Here is a 17,186-nt window from a genome sequence, read left to right as displayed (position 1 = left end):
GCACCATTCGGTGCTGGCTGTCAGCTGCCGCTCATCTGCTTGAAGTCGCGGGCATAACCCTTGAGCAGGGAGTAGAGATGAGCCCGCTGGGAGATATCCAGCGACTGGCTCATGGCGCTCAGCCAGTTGACGGTACGCTGGCGCGACTGTTCGGTATAGCCGGTAAAGCGGCCATCCATCAGCCCATCCCCCTCGGCCAGCAGGTCAGTCAGCTCGCGGGTAAAGTCGGGACTCTGGCGCTGCTTCATCAGCCTGTCCAGCTCCTGGGTCCAGGACTCCTGAAACTCGAGCCAGGGGGGCATCAGCTCGTATTGCCATTCGGCCCACTGGGCCACCAGTGGCGCCTGTGCCGGTTTCACCTCGCCAATCCAGAACTCGAGCCGCTTGTTCATCTTGTCGCGAAACTCCGCCAGCATCTGCTCTTTGGGCTCAGTGGCAAAGTCCTTTTGCCGCTCCTGTTGCCGCTTGACCCGATCGGTCATAAAGCGGGCCACCTGCTCGTCGGTCAGGGTGCGCGCCAGCCTGACCGCGCGGGGGATAGTGTTTTCCAGCGTGCGGGTCAGGCTCTGCTGCACCGCATCGAGATTGGTCGAGATCTGCTCCGGCGTCATGGGGCTGGCCACCGCCTTGGCCAGTGCATCGAGATCCTTGGCGTAGCGCGGCAGCTCGTGTTGGCGATGCCAGGCCATCAGCCCCTTCACTTCGCGGCTGAGCAGATCCTTCTGCGAATAGGAGAGGGCAAAGTAGTCATCCAGCTGCCAGATGATGGCGGTATCGAGCCAGTAGTAGATCACCCGGGTGGAGCAGCCGGTCAGCAGCAGGCCGATCAGCAGCAGACCCCAGATTTTCGGCTTGTGCCAGCGCACCTTGTTTATCATCTGTTACTCCAGTCGTTGCCGGTTGATGGCGATCAGGGTGTCATAGTCGAGTGAGGGCTGTTGCTCTGCCATCAGCAGGGCCCAGAGCAGGCCGATATAGTCGACCCAGGGTAAAAATGCCTCGCTCTGAAAATCGGGCCACTGGTGGCGCGGCACGGCCTGCAGATAATGCGCTTCCAGCTCGTCGCGCCGCTCGGCGGGCCACTCATGGGTGCGCTGGATGCTGGCGAGCTCAAAGCCGGGGTGACCTGCCGCGCCATACTCCCAGTCGATGACCCAGGGTTTGCTTCCCAACAAGTTAGCCGGATTGAGATCATGGTGGCAAGGGCGCCAGCAATCATTTGGCTCACTGCTGGCGAGCAAGCCCCGCTCCAGGGCGGGCAGCCAGGAGGGAATGCGGGCCAGCCGGGCGCGATAGCCTGCGGCGTGAGCTCGCACCGCCATCATCACCGCAGGCAGCGGCAGGCGATGGAGCTTGCGCAGCACCTCAGCCAGCAGACGGGGCTGATCGGCTGCCGGTGGCGCCGCGTGCACCCAGTTTGGCTCATCGCACCATTCGAGCAGCATAAGAGCGCTGGCGGGATCGCCATAGTGGCAGGGCAGCGCCAACCCTTCTGCCATCGCCCCCTGATAAAGCTGCCACTCGGTGGGACGGTCGATGCCAAGGCGCACCGGGTCGGAGTGGCCCTGACGCAAAAAGTAACTGCGCCCCGAGGGGAGGCGCAGTCGATAGTTGCAGTTGGTCAGGCCTAACCCGAGTGGTTCCAGCTGCCCCTCCCGCCAGGGGGCGGGCAGGCTGGCCAGTAGCGGATCACAGTTGCCTGTCACCAGGAGCCTGTTACCAGCCAAAGGTGGATTTCTTCGCCTGTTTGCGGATCTCTTTCTGATCGGCCCACAGCAGTTCGCCGTTTTGCAGATCCATCAGGTTCATGGTCATCTGGTAGTAGACATCCTTCACCTTGCCATTGTCCTTGACGATGCTGGCGAGGTTGCCATAGACCATGTAGCGGGCACCGGTCTGCTTGCCCAGACGCACCATGGAGGCTGGATCCACCATGCCGCTGCTCTGCTGGTATTCGAGCTGCTGCTTGACGGCGGCCACCTTGCTCATGTCGACGAAGCGGAACTTGCCGGCCCGCAGCAATTTGGTGCGGATGGTATCGGTGATGGCTTCGGTATCGATGTGCTCGGAGGTCTTGTTGCGGATAGAGTCCATAAACATCACCGGACGACCGCCTGCGGTGATCTCGCTGGTGGCCGGCGATGCCAGCATGGAGTCCGCCATCTTGTCGGCGATGGCCTGCAGGTCGCTTGAGCCGTAATCGACGGTGACGGTTTCGGTTTCGGTCGGATCGCCATAGCTGACGGTGGTGCTGGAGCAGCCGCCCAAGAGCAACGCGCCGGTCAGGATCAGCAGGGCATGATTCATTTTCATCAGTAGGATTCCTCAATCACTTCGCGTACGTAAATCCGGTAACCCTGCGCCGCCGGGCTGGGCGCCAGGGCCGAGAGGGTGCGGGTCTGATAGCCATGCAGCTTGATGGGGGTCCAGCCGCGGCCATCGCTGGCGACCTCCTGACCGGCCTCATCATACCAATAGAAGATATATTGCAGCTTGTTATCGCCGCGCTGGGTGCTGGCGGCGGCCACATTGACCTGCAGCAAACCATTTTGCTGGCGGCGGCTCAGCTCGGTCAGGGTGACGTTGACGTTTTGATGCTGCTCCGCCACCGCTGCGGCGCCCGGAGCCCCATAGAGTGCCACGCCTGAGGTGTTGGTGGCGCAGCCGGTCAGCAGCGCGAGCCCGAGGGCCAACCCGTATGCTTTCATCTTGCTCTCCTTAATCGGGGTGAGTGGGGCTGCGTATGAGCCTGTCCGGTTAATTGTCTTGCTCATCTCTCTTCGCCATCTGCTCAGAGCGGCATCACCCGGGTGGTCAGACCGGCGCCGAGGCGCTGTACCCAGATCAGGGTGGTGCGTCCCTTGTGGATGGTGAGCGGCAATTGCCGCTGCGCCGCCCCCGCGCCCAGGGTGAGATTGATGTCACCCGCCGGCACCATCCCCTGCCAGCTCGATGCCTGCGCTGGCAGCGTCAGCCAGCTGCGGGTATCGGCCCGCTCCGAGAGGGTGTTGAAGATCCCCACCAGAATATTGCCCACATCCCCTCCCTCTTTGGCGGCGGCGCGGCGCATCTGCTCCTTGGCCACCAGTCGCAGCGCCTGGCGGGTCAGCATGCCGGGCAGCCGCTCCTGCAGATCTTTGGCGGCCAGCGCTTCCAGCCTGACCAGCTCGCTGGTCTGCTCGACCCGCTTGCCGACTTCCACCGTCAGCGGGCCGGTATCGCTGGCCCGATTATCGTAATAGGGGATGGCGACGGTAAAGGTGCGAAAATCGCCGCGGGAGGTGGAGATGGGGAGCGGTAGGAACAGTTCGCGCCGTGCCGGGATCAAACCATCTTCAAACAGCACCACCAGTTGGCCTTGATCTTTTGCAAGCGGCGGCGCTTTGCGGCCTATCTTTTTCTCGGTCTCGCGGATCTCGTCCGGTGAGCCACGCAGCCGCGCCAGACGCAGCAAGGCATCTTGCAGGCTGCGGTTGTCCGGCGCTATCTGGTAGCCGCGCTGATAGTCGACCCAGGCATCGTTGAGATCCCCGGCCGCCTCATACAGCACGGCGGAAAAATAGAAGGTGTAGGCGTTCTGGAAACCGTTTTTGACCTTGCCGATCAACCGGTCGAGATCCGGTGCGCCGCGCGACATCAGCTGGCGCATCTCGCCTTCTGCTTCGGCCTCTTCGCTCTCATCCTTTGCCTTGCGTACCTCATCGGCTCGCCGTTTCAGGGCCTGCTCCTGCACCTGATTGGCCCGGCGCACCTCCACCAGGGCGCCATCGGCATCACCCCGTTGCAGATAGTTGAGGGCCAGATAGTGGTGCAGCATGGTGCGTTCGTAATCGGGAGTACGATAGGCCATCGACTGGTCGTTGGTGAGCAGACTGCCCACCTGATCCAGACCGTGGCTCAGCCGGTATTCGGCCTGATTGTCTTCCCACTGAAGGCGGCTGTCGGCGGCGGTGAACGCCTGCTTGCTGCCCGCATCCTGACCTGCCAGCCAGGCAATGCGCCCCTGTTCGAGCCGATCCAGCACAAAGGTGTCATCCCCAAGGGTGGAGTCGCGCACCTCGGGCAACGCCTCGGCGGCATGGCCCAGCAGCAGCTGGTTGCGCAGGGGCACCATCTGATCGGAGTAGGAGACGAACATATCCTGCCAGCGGGAGGCGCAGCCTCCCAGCAACAGCAGGGCGCCGCAGAGCAACAGGGCGCTGCGGCAGGTTGAGGCGTTGCGATTCATTACAGGCTGAGCAGCGGTCCCAGCGGCTGGCCACCGACCAGATGCATGTGGATGTGGTAGACCTCCTGCCCGCCGTGGCGGTTGCAGTTCATGATGAGGCGGTAGCCATCTTCGGCGATGCCAGCCTCAGCGGCCAGTTTGCGGGCCACGGTGAACATCCGGCCAAGGGCCAGTTCATGTTCGGCTTCCACGTCATTGACGGTGGGGATCAGCACATTAGGGATGATCAGAATATGGGTCTTGGCCTTGGGCTGGATATCCCGGAATGCGGTGACCAGATCGTCTTGATAAAGGATGTCGGCGGGGATCTCTTTACGGATGATTTTGCTGAAAATGGTTTCTTGCGCCATGGCTAACTCCCTTATATGAAACAGAAAATTGAACTAGAACCCCAAGCGGCTCCCGAAAGGGGGGCGAGCAGCACGCCAAGTGTGACACAAGCCGACATTTGACACAGCTGATGTCCCATTCCCTTCAGTTATTGTTAAAAATACCGATAGCCAGAGGGACGTCATCTGCAGCGCCTGTTCAGGGTGGTCTGCAGGGTATCAAAAGGACGGGGTACTCAGGCAAGGGACTTTTGCATATACAGCGGGACAATAATGAAACAAACAATGTCGGATCTCTCCATCTTGCAGCGAGTCTACCTTGGCTTCGCGATCCTGGTGGCCGTGATGGTGGCCAGTTCACTGCTCACATTTCGTAGTCAGGAGACTCTGGGGAACGCGCTGGAGCAGGTTACCCAGCAGTCTATGCCGCTGGTGATTGCCAGCAGTCAGACCCAGATCACCCTGCTCAGCGCCAACAAGTGGCTGGGGGATGTGCTCACCGAGCAGGATCCCAAACAGCTGCCGGCCGAAGTGGCCGAACTGAAACAGGCCAAGGCCGCGGTGGGCAAGAGCCTTGATGTCTTGCGCCAGCAGGTGGCCCACCACCCCGAACTGCAAGGGGAGATGAGCAGCCTCAGCCAGCAGGTCGACAGCTACCTGCAACTGACCGATACCCTGCCCGGTGAACACGAGGCGCTGCTCACCCGGCTGCACAAGGTCAATCTGGCCAAGGGGCAGTTTCAGGTCAGTCTGCCCCAGTTCAAGAAGAGTCTGGGTGACATGATGGTCACCATCGACGACAGCTTTATCAAGATGCTCTCCGAGACCCTGACCACCAAGCTTTCCGCCATCGAACTCTCCACCATGGACGCCCTCAATCAGACCATTCCGGCCCCCATCGAAGGGGCGCTCAAGCGCAACAAGATGCAGATCGAGGGGTTCAACAGCACCATCAAGGATCTGCAGGGGGAGCTGAAGAACTTCGAGAACGACATGGGCCACTATGTTCACGGCTTTGTGCGCGACACCACCGCAAGCGAAGGCGTGCTCTCCCAGTATCTGGCGCTGATGAAGCAGCAGGAACAGATGCGGGAGAAGAGCAAGCAGGCGAGCGCTCTCATCGTCGAGATCCAGAACCAGCTTGAGCGGATCACCGGCCAGAGTCAGCAGCTGATGAGTCAAAGCATTCAGCACGCCAAAGCCACACAGAGCCAGAGCACCCTGACCCAGGGAACCAGCATCGTCGTCGCCATCCTGATCGCCATGCTGGTGGCTTATACCTTGGGCAAGGCCATTCGCCGTCCGCTCAGGGAACTGCTGCGGGTGCTGACTGAAGTGACTCAGGGCGACATGACCCAGCGCATCGGTTTTCAGAGCAAGAACGAATTTGGTCAGCTGGGCAGCCAGATCAACCTGCTGATTGCCCAGATGGGGGAGGTGCTGGCGCAGCTTTCACAAGCGTCTGCCCAGCTTAACGATGCCGCCCACGGCAATCGCCACACCACCGAATCGGTGCGGGCGGATCTGGAGAAACAGCGCCAGGAGACCGCCTCGGTCGCCGCCGCCATGACCCAGATGGAGGCCTCGGTGCGGGAGGTGGCGCAGGCCGCCAACCAGACCCTGGAGCGGGTGCAGGATGTGGAGAAGGCCTCCGAGATGGGGCGCAAGGTGATGGCGGGCAATATCACCACCACTCATCAACTGGCGGGCAAGCTGCAACAGACCGGCAAGGTGATTGGTGATGTGAGCGCCATGAGCAGCCAGATCGGCAATATCCTCGATGTCATTCGAGGCATCGCCGAGCAGACCAATCTGCTGGCCCTCAACGCCGCCATCGAAGCGGCGCGGGCCGGCGAGCAGGGGCGCGGATTTGCGGTGGTGGCGGATGAGGTGCGCAGTCTGGCGGGCCGTACCGCCCAGTCCACCAGCGAAATCCAGACCATGATCGAGAACCTGCAGCAGGGGGTAGCCAAGGCGGTGACCGTGATGCAGGAGTGCTCTCGCGAGATGGACAGCTGCGTGGATCAGAGCTCTCACGCCAACAACGCCATGGAGGAGGTGCAGGGGATTGTGGTGCTGATCAGCGACATGTCGAGCCAGATCGCCTCTGCCGCCGAGCAGCAGCAGGCCACCAGCGCCGATATCGCCACCAACCTCAACCGCATCTCCGATATCTCGGATCTCAACTATCAGGGGATCGAGCGGGTGGCCGAGACCAGCCAGCAGCTGGACTCCCTTGCCGAGCAGCAGGAGAGCCTGGTCAAGCGTTTCCGCCTCAGTGCCTGATGGTCGAGAGTTGAAACAACAAGGCCCCGCAGATGCGGGGCCTTCTCTTTATTGCGGCAGCGACAAGGGGATCAGGCGTAGGCAATCGCGCCCTTGCCGACCCCTTCATAGGCGACAATCTTGACGAACTTGTCGCCCACCATCTTCTTCACTTCGCGAGCGATGTAGCAGGCCAGCAGCTCGACCGTGGTGTCAGTGTCGATCATCTCCACCTCGGCGGTGGGGATGGCCAGCTGGAACAGCCCTTGCGGCGCCACATATTTGAAGCCGCAGTGATGCTCGCCAAGTTGGGCATTGGCGCGGGGGCTCAAAGCGAGCTCGGTCAGAGCCACCTTGTCCTCCTCGGTGCCGAGGTAGATATCGCCCCAGCGCTCGGCCCAGTTGAGCTCAAGCTCCTGGTCGCGCTCGCCATCGACGTGGATCTCGATGGGAGAGCGGTGGCCGTGGGCGATGCGCTGGCAGTTGCCATCGTGCTTTTTCAGGCCGTGGCTGTAGTGGTAGAAGGCGCCGGTGATCGCCTCCTGACGCAGGGTCAGGGAGAGATCCTTGATATTGCCCGGCAGCCGTTTGGCCAGTACCGCCAGCAGGTAGCGGGTCACCGACTCTTTATCAACTTGCGGGGCAGGGATAAAGGCAAAGCCCTGGGATGGGCAGCGCAGATGGATGGAGCGACCCGGGCGCAGCAGATCCACTGTGCTTTCGTCACCATCCAGTGTCTCGACGTGGATCAGCGGGCACTCGGTCGGCACCAGCAGCTTGTGGTCCACCTCTTCATCGATGATCGACTTGATCAGCTTCTTTACCCGGCCAAAGTCCAGCAGCATGCTCATTTCGTTGAGCTCACCGCTCATTTCGATATCTACCAGCCAGCTCTCGCCCACCATGCCGCGGCGTTCGCACAGGTAGCTGGAGTCGATCACGGTCAAATCTCTTACAAATAACTTCATCAGTCAGGCCTTGCTACAGAGAAAGGGCAGTTTTGCGCTATTATGACCCGCGATTATCGGCAAAGGAACTGGAACCCCCCATGAACAAACTGCTTATCAAGAATGCCACCCTGGTCAACGAAGGCCGTATCTATGCCTCCGATGTGTTGATCGAGGGGGAACGGATTGCCCGCATCGCCCCGGATATCGAGGCGCCCGATGCGCTGGTGATCGATGCCGCAGGTCGCCATCTCATCCCCGGAATGATCGATGATCAGGTCCACTTCCGGGAGCCGGGATTGACCCACAAGGGGACTATTGCCAGCGAATCCCGCGCCGCCGTCGCCGGTGGCACCACCAGTTTCATGGAAATGCCCAACGTCAATCCCCAGACCACCACCCTCGACGCCCTCGAAGCCAAATACCAGATCGCTGCCAACTCCTCCGTCGCCAACTACAGCTTCTATCTCGGCGCCACCAACGACAACCTTGAAGAGATCAAGCGTCTCGACCCCAAGCAGTCCTGCGGGGTCAAGGTGTTTATGGGCTCCTCGACCGGCAACATGCTGGTGGACAATCAGGAGACCCTGGCGGCCATCTTCCGCGAAAGTCCGGTGATGATCGTGACCCACTGTGAAGACACCCCGACCATCGCCAAGGCGGAAGAGGCGGCGCGGGCCAAGTGGGGCGAGAATGTGCCGATGGGCGAGCACGGCCGCATTCGCAGTGACGAGGCGTGCTACAAATCCTCCAGCATGGCGGTGGCGTTGGCGAAAAAATACGGTGCCAAGCTGCATGTGCTGCATCTGACCTCGGCCAAGGAGCTGTCGCTCTTTACCGCCAGCCACGACCTGAGCGAGCTGAAGGACAAGAACATCACCGCCGAGGTGTGTGTGCACCACCTCTTCTTCAATGATGCCGATTACGAGACCCAGGGCAGCCTGATCAAGTGCAACCCTGCGGTGAAGAGTGCCGCCGACCAGCAGGCACTGCTGGATGCGGTACGCAACGACGTGCTCGACATCATCGCCACCGACCACGCGCCCCACACCTGGGAAGAGAAGCAGAACAGCTACTTCAAGGCGCCGTCCGGTGTGCCGCTGGTGCAGCACTCTTTGCAGGCGCTGCTGGAGCTCTACCACAACGGCGTGTTTACCCTGGAGACTATCGTCAAGAAGACCTCCCATGCGGTGGCCGAGCGCTTCCAGGTGCAGGATCGCGGTTATATCCGCGAGGGCTACTTCGCCGATCTGGTGCTGCTGGATCTGGGCAAGCCCTATGTGGTCAACGATGACAACATCCTCTATCACTGTGGCTGGTCGCCCTTCAACGGCTACCGCTTCCACAGCACGGTGGAGATGACGCTGGTGAACGGCCAGATCGCCTGGCAAAACGGGCAGGTGACTGACCAGATCCTGGGCAAGCGGCTGACCTTTAACCGCTGATTGTTCGCAAAGCAGGCGAACGCACCGTGACCGAGGAATTGGCGGCGTTTCCCTGTTGACAGGGCAGGGTCATCTCCATAAACTCTGCCCCCGTCAGCCGAGCTGACTCCGTCGGTGTGTAGCGCAGCCAGGTAGCGCATCTGCATGGGGTGTAGAGGGTCGGAGGTTCGAATCCTCTCACACCGACCAAATTCCCCGGTAAAGGCCTTGTCAAACGACAAGGCCTTTTCTTTTGCCTGCGATTTGCCGCACAGGCGCGAAGCCAGTGGTGATGCGTGCCGGTCGATGTTGACGTGAGTCGATTGTGCAGCCACTGCGCTTTATGGTGTAGTAACGACTCTGTTGCTCATTTGCCTGGCGAGGCCTCTCGTGTCTGCATCCGTATCTAAACCCTGTTGTCTGCTGATGCTCACCCTGCTGCTGGTGGGCTGCGCCACCCCTTATGAGAGTGAAAAGTCGTTCTGGAATGGCCAGACCGGTTTCTCCCAGACCCGGCTTGGCCCGGACAAGTGGCAGTTGGAGTTTGTCGGCAACGATCTGGTGGACAGGGAGACCGCCCGCAAATATGTGCTCAAGCGGGCAGGGGAGCTGGCACTGGCAGAGGGTTACTCCTGGCTCAAGGTCGATGAGCTGACCATTAACCGCGATGCCGTCAGGGTGACCACATCACGGCCGATCTTCGGCTTTGACGAGGATGAGCCGGATCTCTTTATGGCCCAGATGCAGGTGCAGCATACCATCTCGGCGCTGCTCACTTTTCGCATGTTGCCACGGGCACTCGATGAGCGAACTCTGGATGCGAAATATCTCGCCGAAATCAAAATAAACAGTGATTAATATTGGTGGTTTGCAAGATCCATATCACATACACCTAATGGCAGGATAAAATTCTGGATAAAGCCTCTAGATTTACCCCCTGCTTTTAGGCATTCTCCCAGCATACCAGCCGCCAGGAATCAACGGCTCGGATCACAAAAATGGACTGTAGTGGCTCCCACGCCACTGTTTACGGCTTGCACCAATCAAAACCGGGACTCCCCCATGAAAATGAATAAACTGACGGTCGCCATCCTCATCTCCATGATGTTTGGCATCCTCACCGGCCAGGGCTATCGGATGTTTGCCGCAGATCAGGCTGCGGATTTCGCCAATAACATCACGATCCTGACCGATATCTTCCTGCGCCTGATCAAGATGATCATCGCTCCCCTGGTCTTCACTACCCTGGTGGTCGGTATCGCCAAGATGGGCGACACCCGCACCGTGGGGCGTATCGGTGCCAAGACCCTTGGCTGGTTCATGCTGGCCTCTCTGATGTCCCTGAGCCTGGGTCTGGTGATGGTGACCCTGATGCAGCCGGGTGTGGGTCTTTCACTCTCCCTGCCTAATGACACCGCCAGCTCGGGCATTGCTGCAGGTGCCATTACCCTGAAAGATTTTGTGACCCACGCCATCCCCAAGAGCGTGGTCGAGGCGATGGCCACCAACGAGATCCTGCAGATCGTGGTCTTCTCCCTCTTCTTCGGTCTGGCTGCCGCCGCGCTCGGCGATCTGGCCAAGCCGGTAGTGGTGCTGATGGCCAGCGCTGCCGAGATCATGCTGAAAGTGACCGGTTATGTGATGAACTTTGCGCCGTTCGCGGTGTTTGGCGCCATCGCCGCCATGGTGGCCAAAGAGGGGCTGGGTATTCTGGTTACCTACGGCAGCTTTATGGCCCAGTTCTATATCGCGCTGGCCTGCCTCTGGCTGCTGCTGATCGCCATGGGCAGCGTCTTCCTGCGTGGCCGTGTCATCAAGCTGCTGGCGATGATCCGCGAACCCATCCTGCTCGCCTTCTCGACCGCCAGCTCCGAAGCGGCCTATCCGAAGACCCTGGATCGTCTGGAGAAGTTCGGTTGTGACAAGCGCATCGCCAGCTTCGTGCTGCCGATGGGGTACTCCTTCAACCTCGACGGCTCCATGATGTACTGCACCTTCGCGGTGATGTTCATCGCCCAGGCGTATGGCATCGAGCTCTCCATGGCCCAGCAGATCACCATGCTGCTGCTGTTGATGGTCACTTCCAAGGGGATGGCCGGGGTACCGCGTGCCTCTCTGGTTGTGATTGCCGCCACCCTGAACCAGTTCCATATTCCGGAAGCGGGCATCCTGCTGCTGCTGGGGATCGACCACTTCCTCGACATGGGCCGCTCGGCCACCAACGTGCTGGGCAACGCCATCGCCGCCAGCGTGGTTGCCAAGACCGAAGACAGTCTGGGTGAAACTGTCGCGCTGGGTGAGAGTGAGCCAGCCAAGGCCTGATCACAACGCTATGAAAAATAAACAACAACGGCCCGCCAATGCGGGCCGTTGTTGTTTATGGCTCGTCTACACTGCTAGATAGTTTCCATCTGGAGTGTACGGTTATGAATATTGCTCGTCGACTGCAACTGATCGCGCTGCTGGTGATGCTGACGCTCATTTTTCTCAGCTGGTTCAGTATCAATCGCCTTGGGGCAGGCAACCGTGATTTGAGCTATGTGACGGACAATACGGTGCCCAGTATTTCGCTGATTAAGGAAGTGCAGGCCGATTTCTATGAATTGCACTCGCTGGTACAAACACATGTGCTCAATACCGACTCAAGCAGGATGCAGCAGATCGAAACGGGTATCACCGAGATACAGGGACAGATCACTTCACTGCTCGACAAATACAAAGCTGAGATGCTCTCCAATGATGAAGATCGGCGCCTGACCGACGATGATCAACGTATTGTCGCGCAATATTATCAGGAGATAGACAAGGTTCTGCAGCTCTCCCGCCAAAACAAGAACGATGAAGCCAGAGACATGCTGTCGGGAGAGGCATACGGATTGTTCCAGCAGTTTGCCAAGGCAATCGAGCTTCACGTCAACTTCAATATGGATTTGGGACTGGCGCTCAAGAAGCAGGGTCAGGAGAACTACGACAACAGCCTGCAAACCCTGTTGTTTATCGCCGGTGGTACCACAGTGCTGACGTTGGGGTTGTTTGTCTGGTTGTTCAATCAGGTGGCCAATCCCCTTCGCACTGCCATGGATATCCTGACCCGGATCCAGCGCGACCTCAACTTTACCCTGAGAGCAGATGTGAAACAGCAGGATGAGATTGGTCTGACCCTCAATGCGGTCAACCGGCTGCTCGATACGCTGCAACAGACATTTACCGAATTTTCCGTAGGCAGCTTGCAGATCAAGAGCACTGCCGAATCCCTCTCTCAGGCAGCGCAACACCTGGCCAGCTCGGCCAGTCAGGCCAATGATGCCACCAGTCTGATAGCCGCCGGTGTGGAAGAGATGACGGTCAGCATCACCGATATCTCCCAGCGTACTCAGGAGACGAGCCGCATCACCAACGAGTCGGGGCAACTGGCGACCGAAGGGGGCCGGACCATCGAGCGCACCGTTCATGCCATCAACGAGATCGCCGACTCCATTCGGCAGGCCTCGGCCGAGGTCATTGCGCTGGGTGAGGGCATTTCGCGCATTGGCGGTGTGGTCAACGTGATCCGTGATGTGGCGGGGCAGACCAACTTGCTGGCCTTGAACGCGGCCATTGAAGCGGCGAGGGCCGGGGAGTCAGGTCGTGGTTTTGCGGTAGTAGCGGATGAGGTGCGCAAACTGGCGGAGCGCACAGCCCAATCCACCCAGGAGATCTCCGCCACCGTAGAGGCGATCCAGCAGGAGTCTAACAATACGGTCTCCCGCATGCATCTGGTGGAGGAGAAGGTGAGCCAGGGGGTCACCATGGCGACAGAAAGTGGCGCCATTATTGCCGAAATCCGCAGTGCGTCGCACCGGGTGATGGAGCAGGTGGGCGAGATCACCAATGCCATCCGCGAGCAGAGTTCGGCCGCCGAGTCGATTGCCCATCAGGTAGAGCAGATAGCTCAGGTCGTGCAGCAAACCAGCAGCACAGCGGAGGAGACCTCTGCCGCAGCCGAGGAGCTCAATGTCACCACCGAGAGCATCCACCAGCAGATATCCCGCTATCGCATTCAGTAACGCCGACGGTTGTTATCCATCCGCTATCCCCGCCAGCCAGCTGGCGGGGATTTTTTTATATGGCTTGCTTAGAAGCCTGAGCCCGGTTGCTGCAAAAATGCCGCCTCTTCCGGTGTGCTGGTGCGACCCAGAATGTCGTTGCGGTGGGGGAAGCGGCCAAAGCGTTCGATGATCACCTGATGGCGGCGGGCAAAGTCGGCAAATCCGGCAAAGGTCGCCTGCGCCGGTGTGCCAGCCTGCTCGGCAGCGAGTGCCTCAAACAGCGCCACACTTCTGGCCTGTTGTTCGCGGGATTCGGCATGCTCCAGCGGCAGATAGAAGAAGACCCGCTCCAGTGGCGAGAGGGATTTGTCAGCCCCGATGGACAGCCCTTTCAGGCAGAGATCCCTTGCCAGCGGATCCTGGGCAAAGGCCGCAGGCGTGCCGCGATGGATATTGCGTGGCAGCTGGTCGAGCAGCAGGATCAGCGCCAGCCGACCGCTGGGAGTATCGGCCCAGTGGGCGAGGCTGCCCTTGGCTGCCGCCTCTGCCAGCTCGCCAAAGCGGCTGGCCAGCAGGGCATCCGTTTCACTGCTTTTTCCCCACCAGAGCGGGGCTTGCCGTGTGGCCCGCAGGACGTCATCGGCTTCGTCGCCAAACCAGAGATCGAGCAGAGGTTGCCAGGGTTGCATGGGAACTCCTTGAGGTGATTCAGAGGGAACCAGGAACAAATGGCTCAGGGGTGCTGCCGAAACGGCGGCTTCTCGTTACACTGTGCCATCTTTTGCCCGAAAGACGTAACCCCCCGATGGCGAGCGCCGAATTCTTGGCGCGGCCGATGATGGCCTGCGATCGCCATGAGGTGGTCCTGTTGACCCTGGTGGTTATCGGGACGTACACCTCTCTCCCGGGGTTGTTCTCACTGATATAAGGAAGCTTTGATATGGCCGGAACCAGTTTGTTGGCCCTGCTCGATGATATCGCCAGCGTGCTTGATGACGTGGCGCTGATGACCAAGGTCGTGGTGAACAAGCGCGAGACATTTTTCGGGAAGACGTTTCTCACTGATATAAGGGATCTTTGATATGGCTGGAACCAGTTTGTTGGCCCTGCTCGACGATATCGCCAGCGTGCTTGATGACGTGGCGCTGATGACCAAGATGGCGGCGAAGAAGACCGCCGGGGTATTGGGGGATGATCTGGCCCTCAACGCGGAGCAGGTTTCCGGAGTGCGTGCCGAGCGGGAGCTGCCGGTGGTGTGGGCGGTGGCCAAAGGCTCATTTCGCAACAAGCTGATTCTGGTGCCCGCCGCCATCGCCATCAGTGCCCTGGTGCCCTGGCTTATCACGCCACTCTTGATGCTGGGAGGCGCCTACCTCTGCTTTGAGGGGGCCGAGAAGCTGGCCCACAAGTTCCTGCCTCATGAAGTGAGCGAAGGTGAGGCACACACAGCTCCTATTCCCGATGATCTGGTCGCCTTCGAGCAGCAGAAGGTAAAAGGGGCGATCCGCACCGATTTTATTCTCTCTGCCGAGATCATCGTCATCGCTCTTGGCACGGTACAGGGAGCAAGCCTCGCGCTGCAGCTATCGGTGGTGGCGGGCATTGCCCTGCTGATGACCATCGGGGTCTACGGGTTGGTGGGGCTGATCGTCAAGCTCGATGACATCGGTCTGCATCTGCTGCAAAAGCCCGATGGCAGCGCCTTGCGCCGCGCTGTGGGGCAGGGACTGTTGGTGACGGCGCCTCGTCTGATGCACCTGCTGGCACTGGTCGGTACCATCGCCATGTTTATGGTGGGCGGCGGCATTCTGGTGCATGGCTGGCCCTTTGCCCATCACCTGATTGAAGGCGCAGCCGCTGTCGTTGCCACCCTGCCCACAGTGGGGGCCGTACTGGCGGCGGTGACGCCGACGCTGCTCAACGCCGTGGCCGGTGTGGTGGCGGGTCTGCTGCTGGTTGCCGTGATGACGCTGGTGAGCCGTCTCGCCCCGGCCAAGGGATAAGCGAGCTTGCGGGCCATTGTCTCTTTTTTCCTCTCTTCATTTTTTGGCCTTCGGGTTGCCCGGTTTCGGACTTGCTGCCCGCAGGTCTGCTGCGCCTCCCGATAAAGGCCTTTGCGAGAAGCTATGTATCAACAACAGTGGAATAACGACCATATCTACCCGGGCCTCGACAGCCCAGAGCTGGAAGCGGACATGCGCGCCGCCCGAGGCGCGCTGGAGGAGCTGACCAGCTATATGGCGGGTCTGGACATGGTGCGCGGTGATGACGCTGCACTGCTGGATTTCTTGCGGGAAGTGCGGCTGCGCGCCCGTGATATTCGCCATATCGGCTGGAACGTCGCCATTCTGGCCGCATGCCGAGGCAGTCAGGATGCGCGGGATCCGCAGGCCAAACAGTTGGCGTCCCGTGCCCGCGCCCTTAATGCCGATCTGTTCAAGACGCTGGCGCCGGTGGAAGATCTGATGCTGGCCTTGCCGGAAGAGGAATTCGCCGCGCTGATGGCGGATCCGCTACTAGGCGAGGAGGCGTTCCGCCTGCGCCACGAGCGTCGTTTGCAGGATCAGCGCCTGCCGGTGGCGGCAGAGCAGCTGGTGATTGGTCTGGGCACCGATGGCCTGCACGCCTGGGGCAACCTCTACAACGATCTGGTGGGCAAGATCCGCTTGACCATTGATGGCCGCGAGATGGGGCTGGCCGAGGCGAGCAATCTGCTCTCCAGCCCGATACGTGCGCTGCGTTTAGAAGCCTTTGATGCCATCAGCGCCGGTTGGGAAGGTGAGCAGGAGACGGTTGCCGCTATCCTCAATGCCCTCAACGGCTGGCGGCTGGAGCTGGCCCGTCAGCGTGGCAAAACCCGTGTGCTCGATGCGCTGGATCTCTCCTGCCACCAGAGCCATATCGAGCGTGCCACCCTCGATGCCCTGATGAGCGAAACCTGGCGAGCCCGTGGGTTGGGCCAGCGGGCGCTGGAGCTGATGGCCGAGTGCCTTGGTCTCGACGATCTGGGGCCGGAGGATCTCTTTGCGCCGCCGCCTGCTTCCAGCAGCCGCGACATTCCTTTTGATGAGGCGATCGAGTTGATTGCCGATGCCTTTAGCCGTTTCGATCCCGAGATGGGGGCATTTGCCCGCATGATGGCCGAGAAGGGGTGGATTGATGCTGCGCCCACGCCAAATCGCCGCACAGGCGCCTACTGCACCAAGTTTGCCGAACCGGTCGAACCGCGGGTCTTTGTTACCTATGCCGGCACCATGGATAACGTCATTACCCTGGCCCATGAGCTGGGTCATGCCTGGCACAACTGGGTGATCCGCGATCTGCCGATGAGTCAGCGCAGCTACCCCATGACGCTGGCGGAGACCGCCTCCATCTTCGCCGAAACCCTGGTGCGCAGCGCCCTGTTCGAGCAGGCGCAAAGCCCGGAAGAGCAGTTGGCCATCGCCTGGGCGGAGGCCGACGGCGCAGCCACCTTCTTGGTCAATATTCCGGCCCGCTTCGATTTCGAGCAGGCCTTGGTGGCCGAGCGGGCGCAGGGTTATGTATCAGCAGAGCGACTCAAGGCGCTGACTGACGAGGCATGGGGGCGTTGGTATGAGGGGAGCCTGACCCGCTATCACCCCATGTTCTGGGCGGCCAAGGCGCACTTCTCCATCGCGGGGCTGGGTTTTTACAACTACCCCTATCTGTTCGGTTACCTGTTCAGCCTCGGGGTCTATCAGCAGTTGACGAGCCGCAAAGCGGCGGGGGAAGCGGGAGTGGCCGAGGCGTATCGCGCCTTGCTGCGCGATACCGGCCGGATGAGCGCCGAAGATCTGGTAGCCAAGCATCTGGGGCAGGATATCCGTGAGGCCGCCTTCTGGCAGGGGAGTCTAGCACAAGTAGCGCAGGCGGTAGAGCGCTTCACGCAGTTGCCTGCCTGATTGGGTCAGCGGTGATATGAACAACAGGCCCCCGGACAGTCT

16 protein-coding genes and 1 tRNA gene are annotated in these 17,186 nt (G+C 60.3%); 9 read left to right on the top strand and 8 right to left on the bottom strand.

Annotation, left to right across the window (positions count from 1 at the left end; all coding sequences use genetic code 11):
* Positions 1 to 20: 20 nt before the first annotated feature.
* From ACW5XC_RS16970 to hinT, 6 genes are all read right to left on the bottom strand, one after another.
* Positions 21 to 878, bottom strand: a complete 858-nt coding sequence (locus ACW5XC_RS16970; protein WP_042053208.1) for a DUF6279 family lipoprotein — start codon at positions 876 to 878, stop codon at positions 21 to 23.
* A gap of 3 nt (positions 879 to 881) precedes the next feature.
* Positions 882 to 1,706 carry a choline/ethanolamine kinase family protein gene (locus ACW5XC_RS16965; RefSeq protein WP_236727556.1) on the bottom strand — a complete coding sequence of 275 codons (825 nt, stop codon included), beginning with the start codon at positions 1,704 to 1,706 and terminating at the stop codon, positions 882 to 884.
* A gap of 10 nt (positions 1,707 to 1,716) precedes the next feature.
* Positions 1,717 to 2,313 carry a penicillin-binding protein activator LpoB gene (gene lpoB / locus ACW5XC_RS16960; RefSeq protein WP_005302153.1) on the bottom strand — a complete coding sequence of 199 codons (597 nt, stop codon included), beginning with the start codon at positions 2,311 to 2,313 and terminating at the stop codon, positions 1,717 to 1,719.
* Positions 2,313 to 2,708: a YcfL family protein gene (locus tag ACW5XC_RS16955; RefSeq protein WP_042053206.1), complete on the bottom strand. Its 396-nt coding sequence runs from the start codon at positions 2,706 to 2,708 to the stop codon at positions 2,313 to 2,315. Before ACW5XC_RS16955 ends, lpoB begins: the two co-directional genes overlap by 1 nt.
* 83 nt (positions 2,709 to 2,791) lie before the next feature.
* Positions 2,792 to 4,228, bottom strand: a complete 1,437-nt coding sequence (locus tag ACW5XC_RS16950; protein ID WP_042053205.1) for a COG3014 family protein — start codon at positions 4,226 to 4,228, stop codon at positions 2,792 to 2,794.
* A complete protein-coding gene (hinT, locus tag ACW5XC_RS16945) occupies positions 4,228 to 4,578 on the bottom strand; it encodes a purine nucleoside phosphoramidase (protein WP_005334033.1) in 351 nt (116 codons plus the stop codon). The genes ACW5XC_RS16950 and hinT overlap by 1 nt, the downstream gene beginning before the upstream one ends.
* 252 nt (positions 4,579 to 4,830) lie before the next feature.
* Here hinT and ACW5XC_RS16940 point away from each other — a divergent pair, with 252 nt between their 5' ends.
* Complete coding sequence (locus tag ACW5XC_RS16940; RefSeq protein ID WP_005361571.1) at positions 4,831 to 6,843, top strand: methyl-accepting chemotaxis protein; 2,013 nt, start codon at positions 4,831 to 4,833, stop codon at positions 6,841 to 6,843.
* A gap of 71 nt (positions 6,844 to 6,914) precedes the next feature.
* Here the strand turns inward: ACW5XC_RS16940 and ACW5XC_RS16935 are convergent, their stop codons facing one another.
* The gene (locus ACW5XC_RS16935; protein WP_042053203.1) at positions 6,915 to 7,790 is read right to left on the bottom strand and encodes a 6-pyruvoyl trahydropterin synthase family protein; all 876 of its coding nucleotides are present in this window, start codon (positions 7,788 to 7,790) and stop codon (positions 6,915 to 6,917) included.
* A gap of 80 nt (positions 7,791 to 7,870) precedes the next feature.
* Here ACW5XC_RS16935 and ACW5XC_RS16930 point away from each other — a divergent pair, with 80 nt between their 5' ends.
* From ACW5XC_RS16930 to ACW5XC_RS16910, 5 genes are all read left to right on the top strand, one after another.
* Positions 7,871 to 9,214 (top strand): dihydroorotase, encoded by a 1,344-nt coding sequence (locus tag ACW5XC_RS16930; RefSeq protein ID WP_042053202.1) that lies wholly within the window; start codon positions 7,871 to 7,873, stop codon positions 9,212 to 9,214.
* A gap of 112 nt (positions 9,215 to 9,326) precedes the next feature.
* A tRNA-Pro gene (locus ACW5XC_RS16925) sits at positions 9,327 to 9,403 on the top strand.
* Between the two features lie 216 nt (positions 9,404 to 9,619).
* Positions 9,620 to 10,051 (top strand): CC0125/CC1285 family lipoprotein, encoded by a 432-nt coding sequence (locus tag ACW5XC_RS16920; protein ID WP_042053201.1) that lies wholly within the window; start codon positions 9,620 to 9,622, stop codon positions 10,049 to 10,051.
* 204 nt (positions 10,052 to 10,255) lie between these two features.
* Positions 10,256 to 11,515 carry a dicarboxylate/amino acid:cation symporter gene (locus tag ACW5XC_RS16915; RefSeq protein ID WP_005334018.1) on the top strand — a complete coding sequence of 420 codons (1,260 nt, stop codon included), beginning with the start codon at positions 10,256 to 10,258 and terminating at the stop codon, positions 11,513 to 11,515.
* 104 nt (positions 11,516 to 11,619) lie between these two features.
* Positions 11,620 to 13,239, top strand: coding sequence for a methyl-accepting chemotaxis protein (locus ACW5XC_RS16910; protein WP_042053200.1), 1,620 nt, complete (start codon positions 11,620 to 11,622; stop codon positions 13,237 to 13,239).
* A 68-nt stretch (positions 13,240 to 13,307) separates the two neighbouring features.
* Here the strand turns inward: ACW5XC_RS16910 and ACW5XC_RS16905 are convergent, their stop codons facing one another.
* Positions 13,308 to 13,910: a DUF924 family protein gene (locus tag ACW5XC_RS16905; protein WP_042053199.1), complete on the bottom strand. Its 603-nt coding sequence runs from the start codon at positions 13,908 to 13,910 to the stop codon at positions 13,308 to 13,310.
* Between the two features lie 251 nt (positions 13,911 to 14,161).
* On the opposite strand from ACW5XC_RS16905, the gene ACW5XC_RS16900 reads away from it, so the two are divergent.
* From ACW5XC_RS16900 to ACW5XC_RS16890, 3 genes are all read left to right on the top strand, one after another.
* Positions 14,162 to 14,302: a hypothetical protein gene (locus ACW5XC_RS16900; RefSeq protein WP_021231002.1), complete on the top strand. Its 141-nt coding sequence runs from the start codon at positions 14,162 to 14,164 to the stop codon at positions 14,300 to 14,302.
* Position 14,303: 1 nt separating this feature from the next.
* The gene (locus ACW5XC_RS16895; protein WP_042053196.1) at positions 14,304 to 15,224 is read left to right on the top strand and encodes a DUF808 domain-containing protein; all 921 of its coding nucleotides are present in this window, start codon (positions 14,304 to 14,306) and stop codon (positions 15,222 to 15,224) included.
* A gap of 123 nt (positions 15,225 to 15,347) precedes the next feature.
* Entirely contained in the window at positions 15,348 to 17,144 is a 1,797-nt protein-coding gene (locus ACW5XC_RS16890) for a M3 family oligoendopeptidase (protein ID WP_042053194.1), read from the top strand.
* Positions 17,145 to 17,186 lie beyond the last annotated feature (42 nt).

The organism is Aeromonas sp. 25-AL00135 (genome assembly GCF_054052385.1).
The sequence above is the reverse complement of the archived record's forward strand: the minus strand, read 5'-3'. Positions and strand labels throughout refer to the sequence as shown.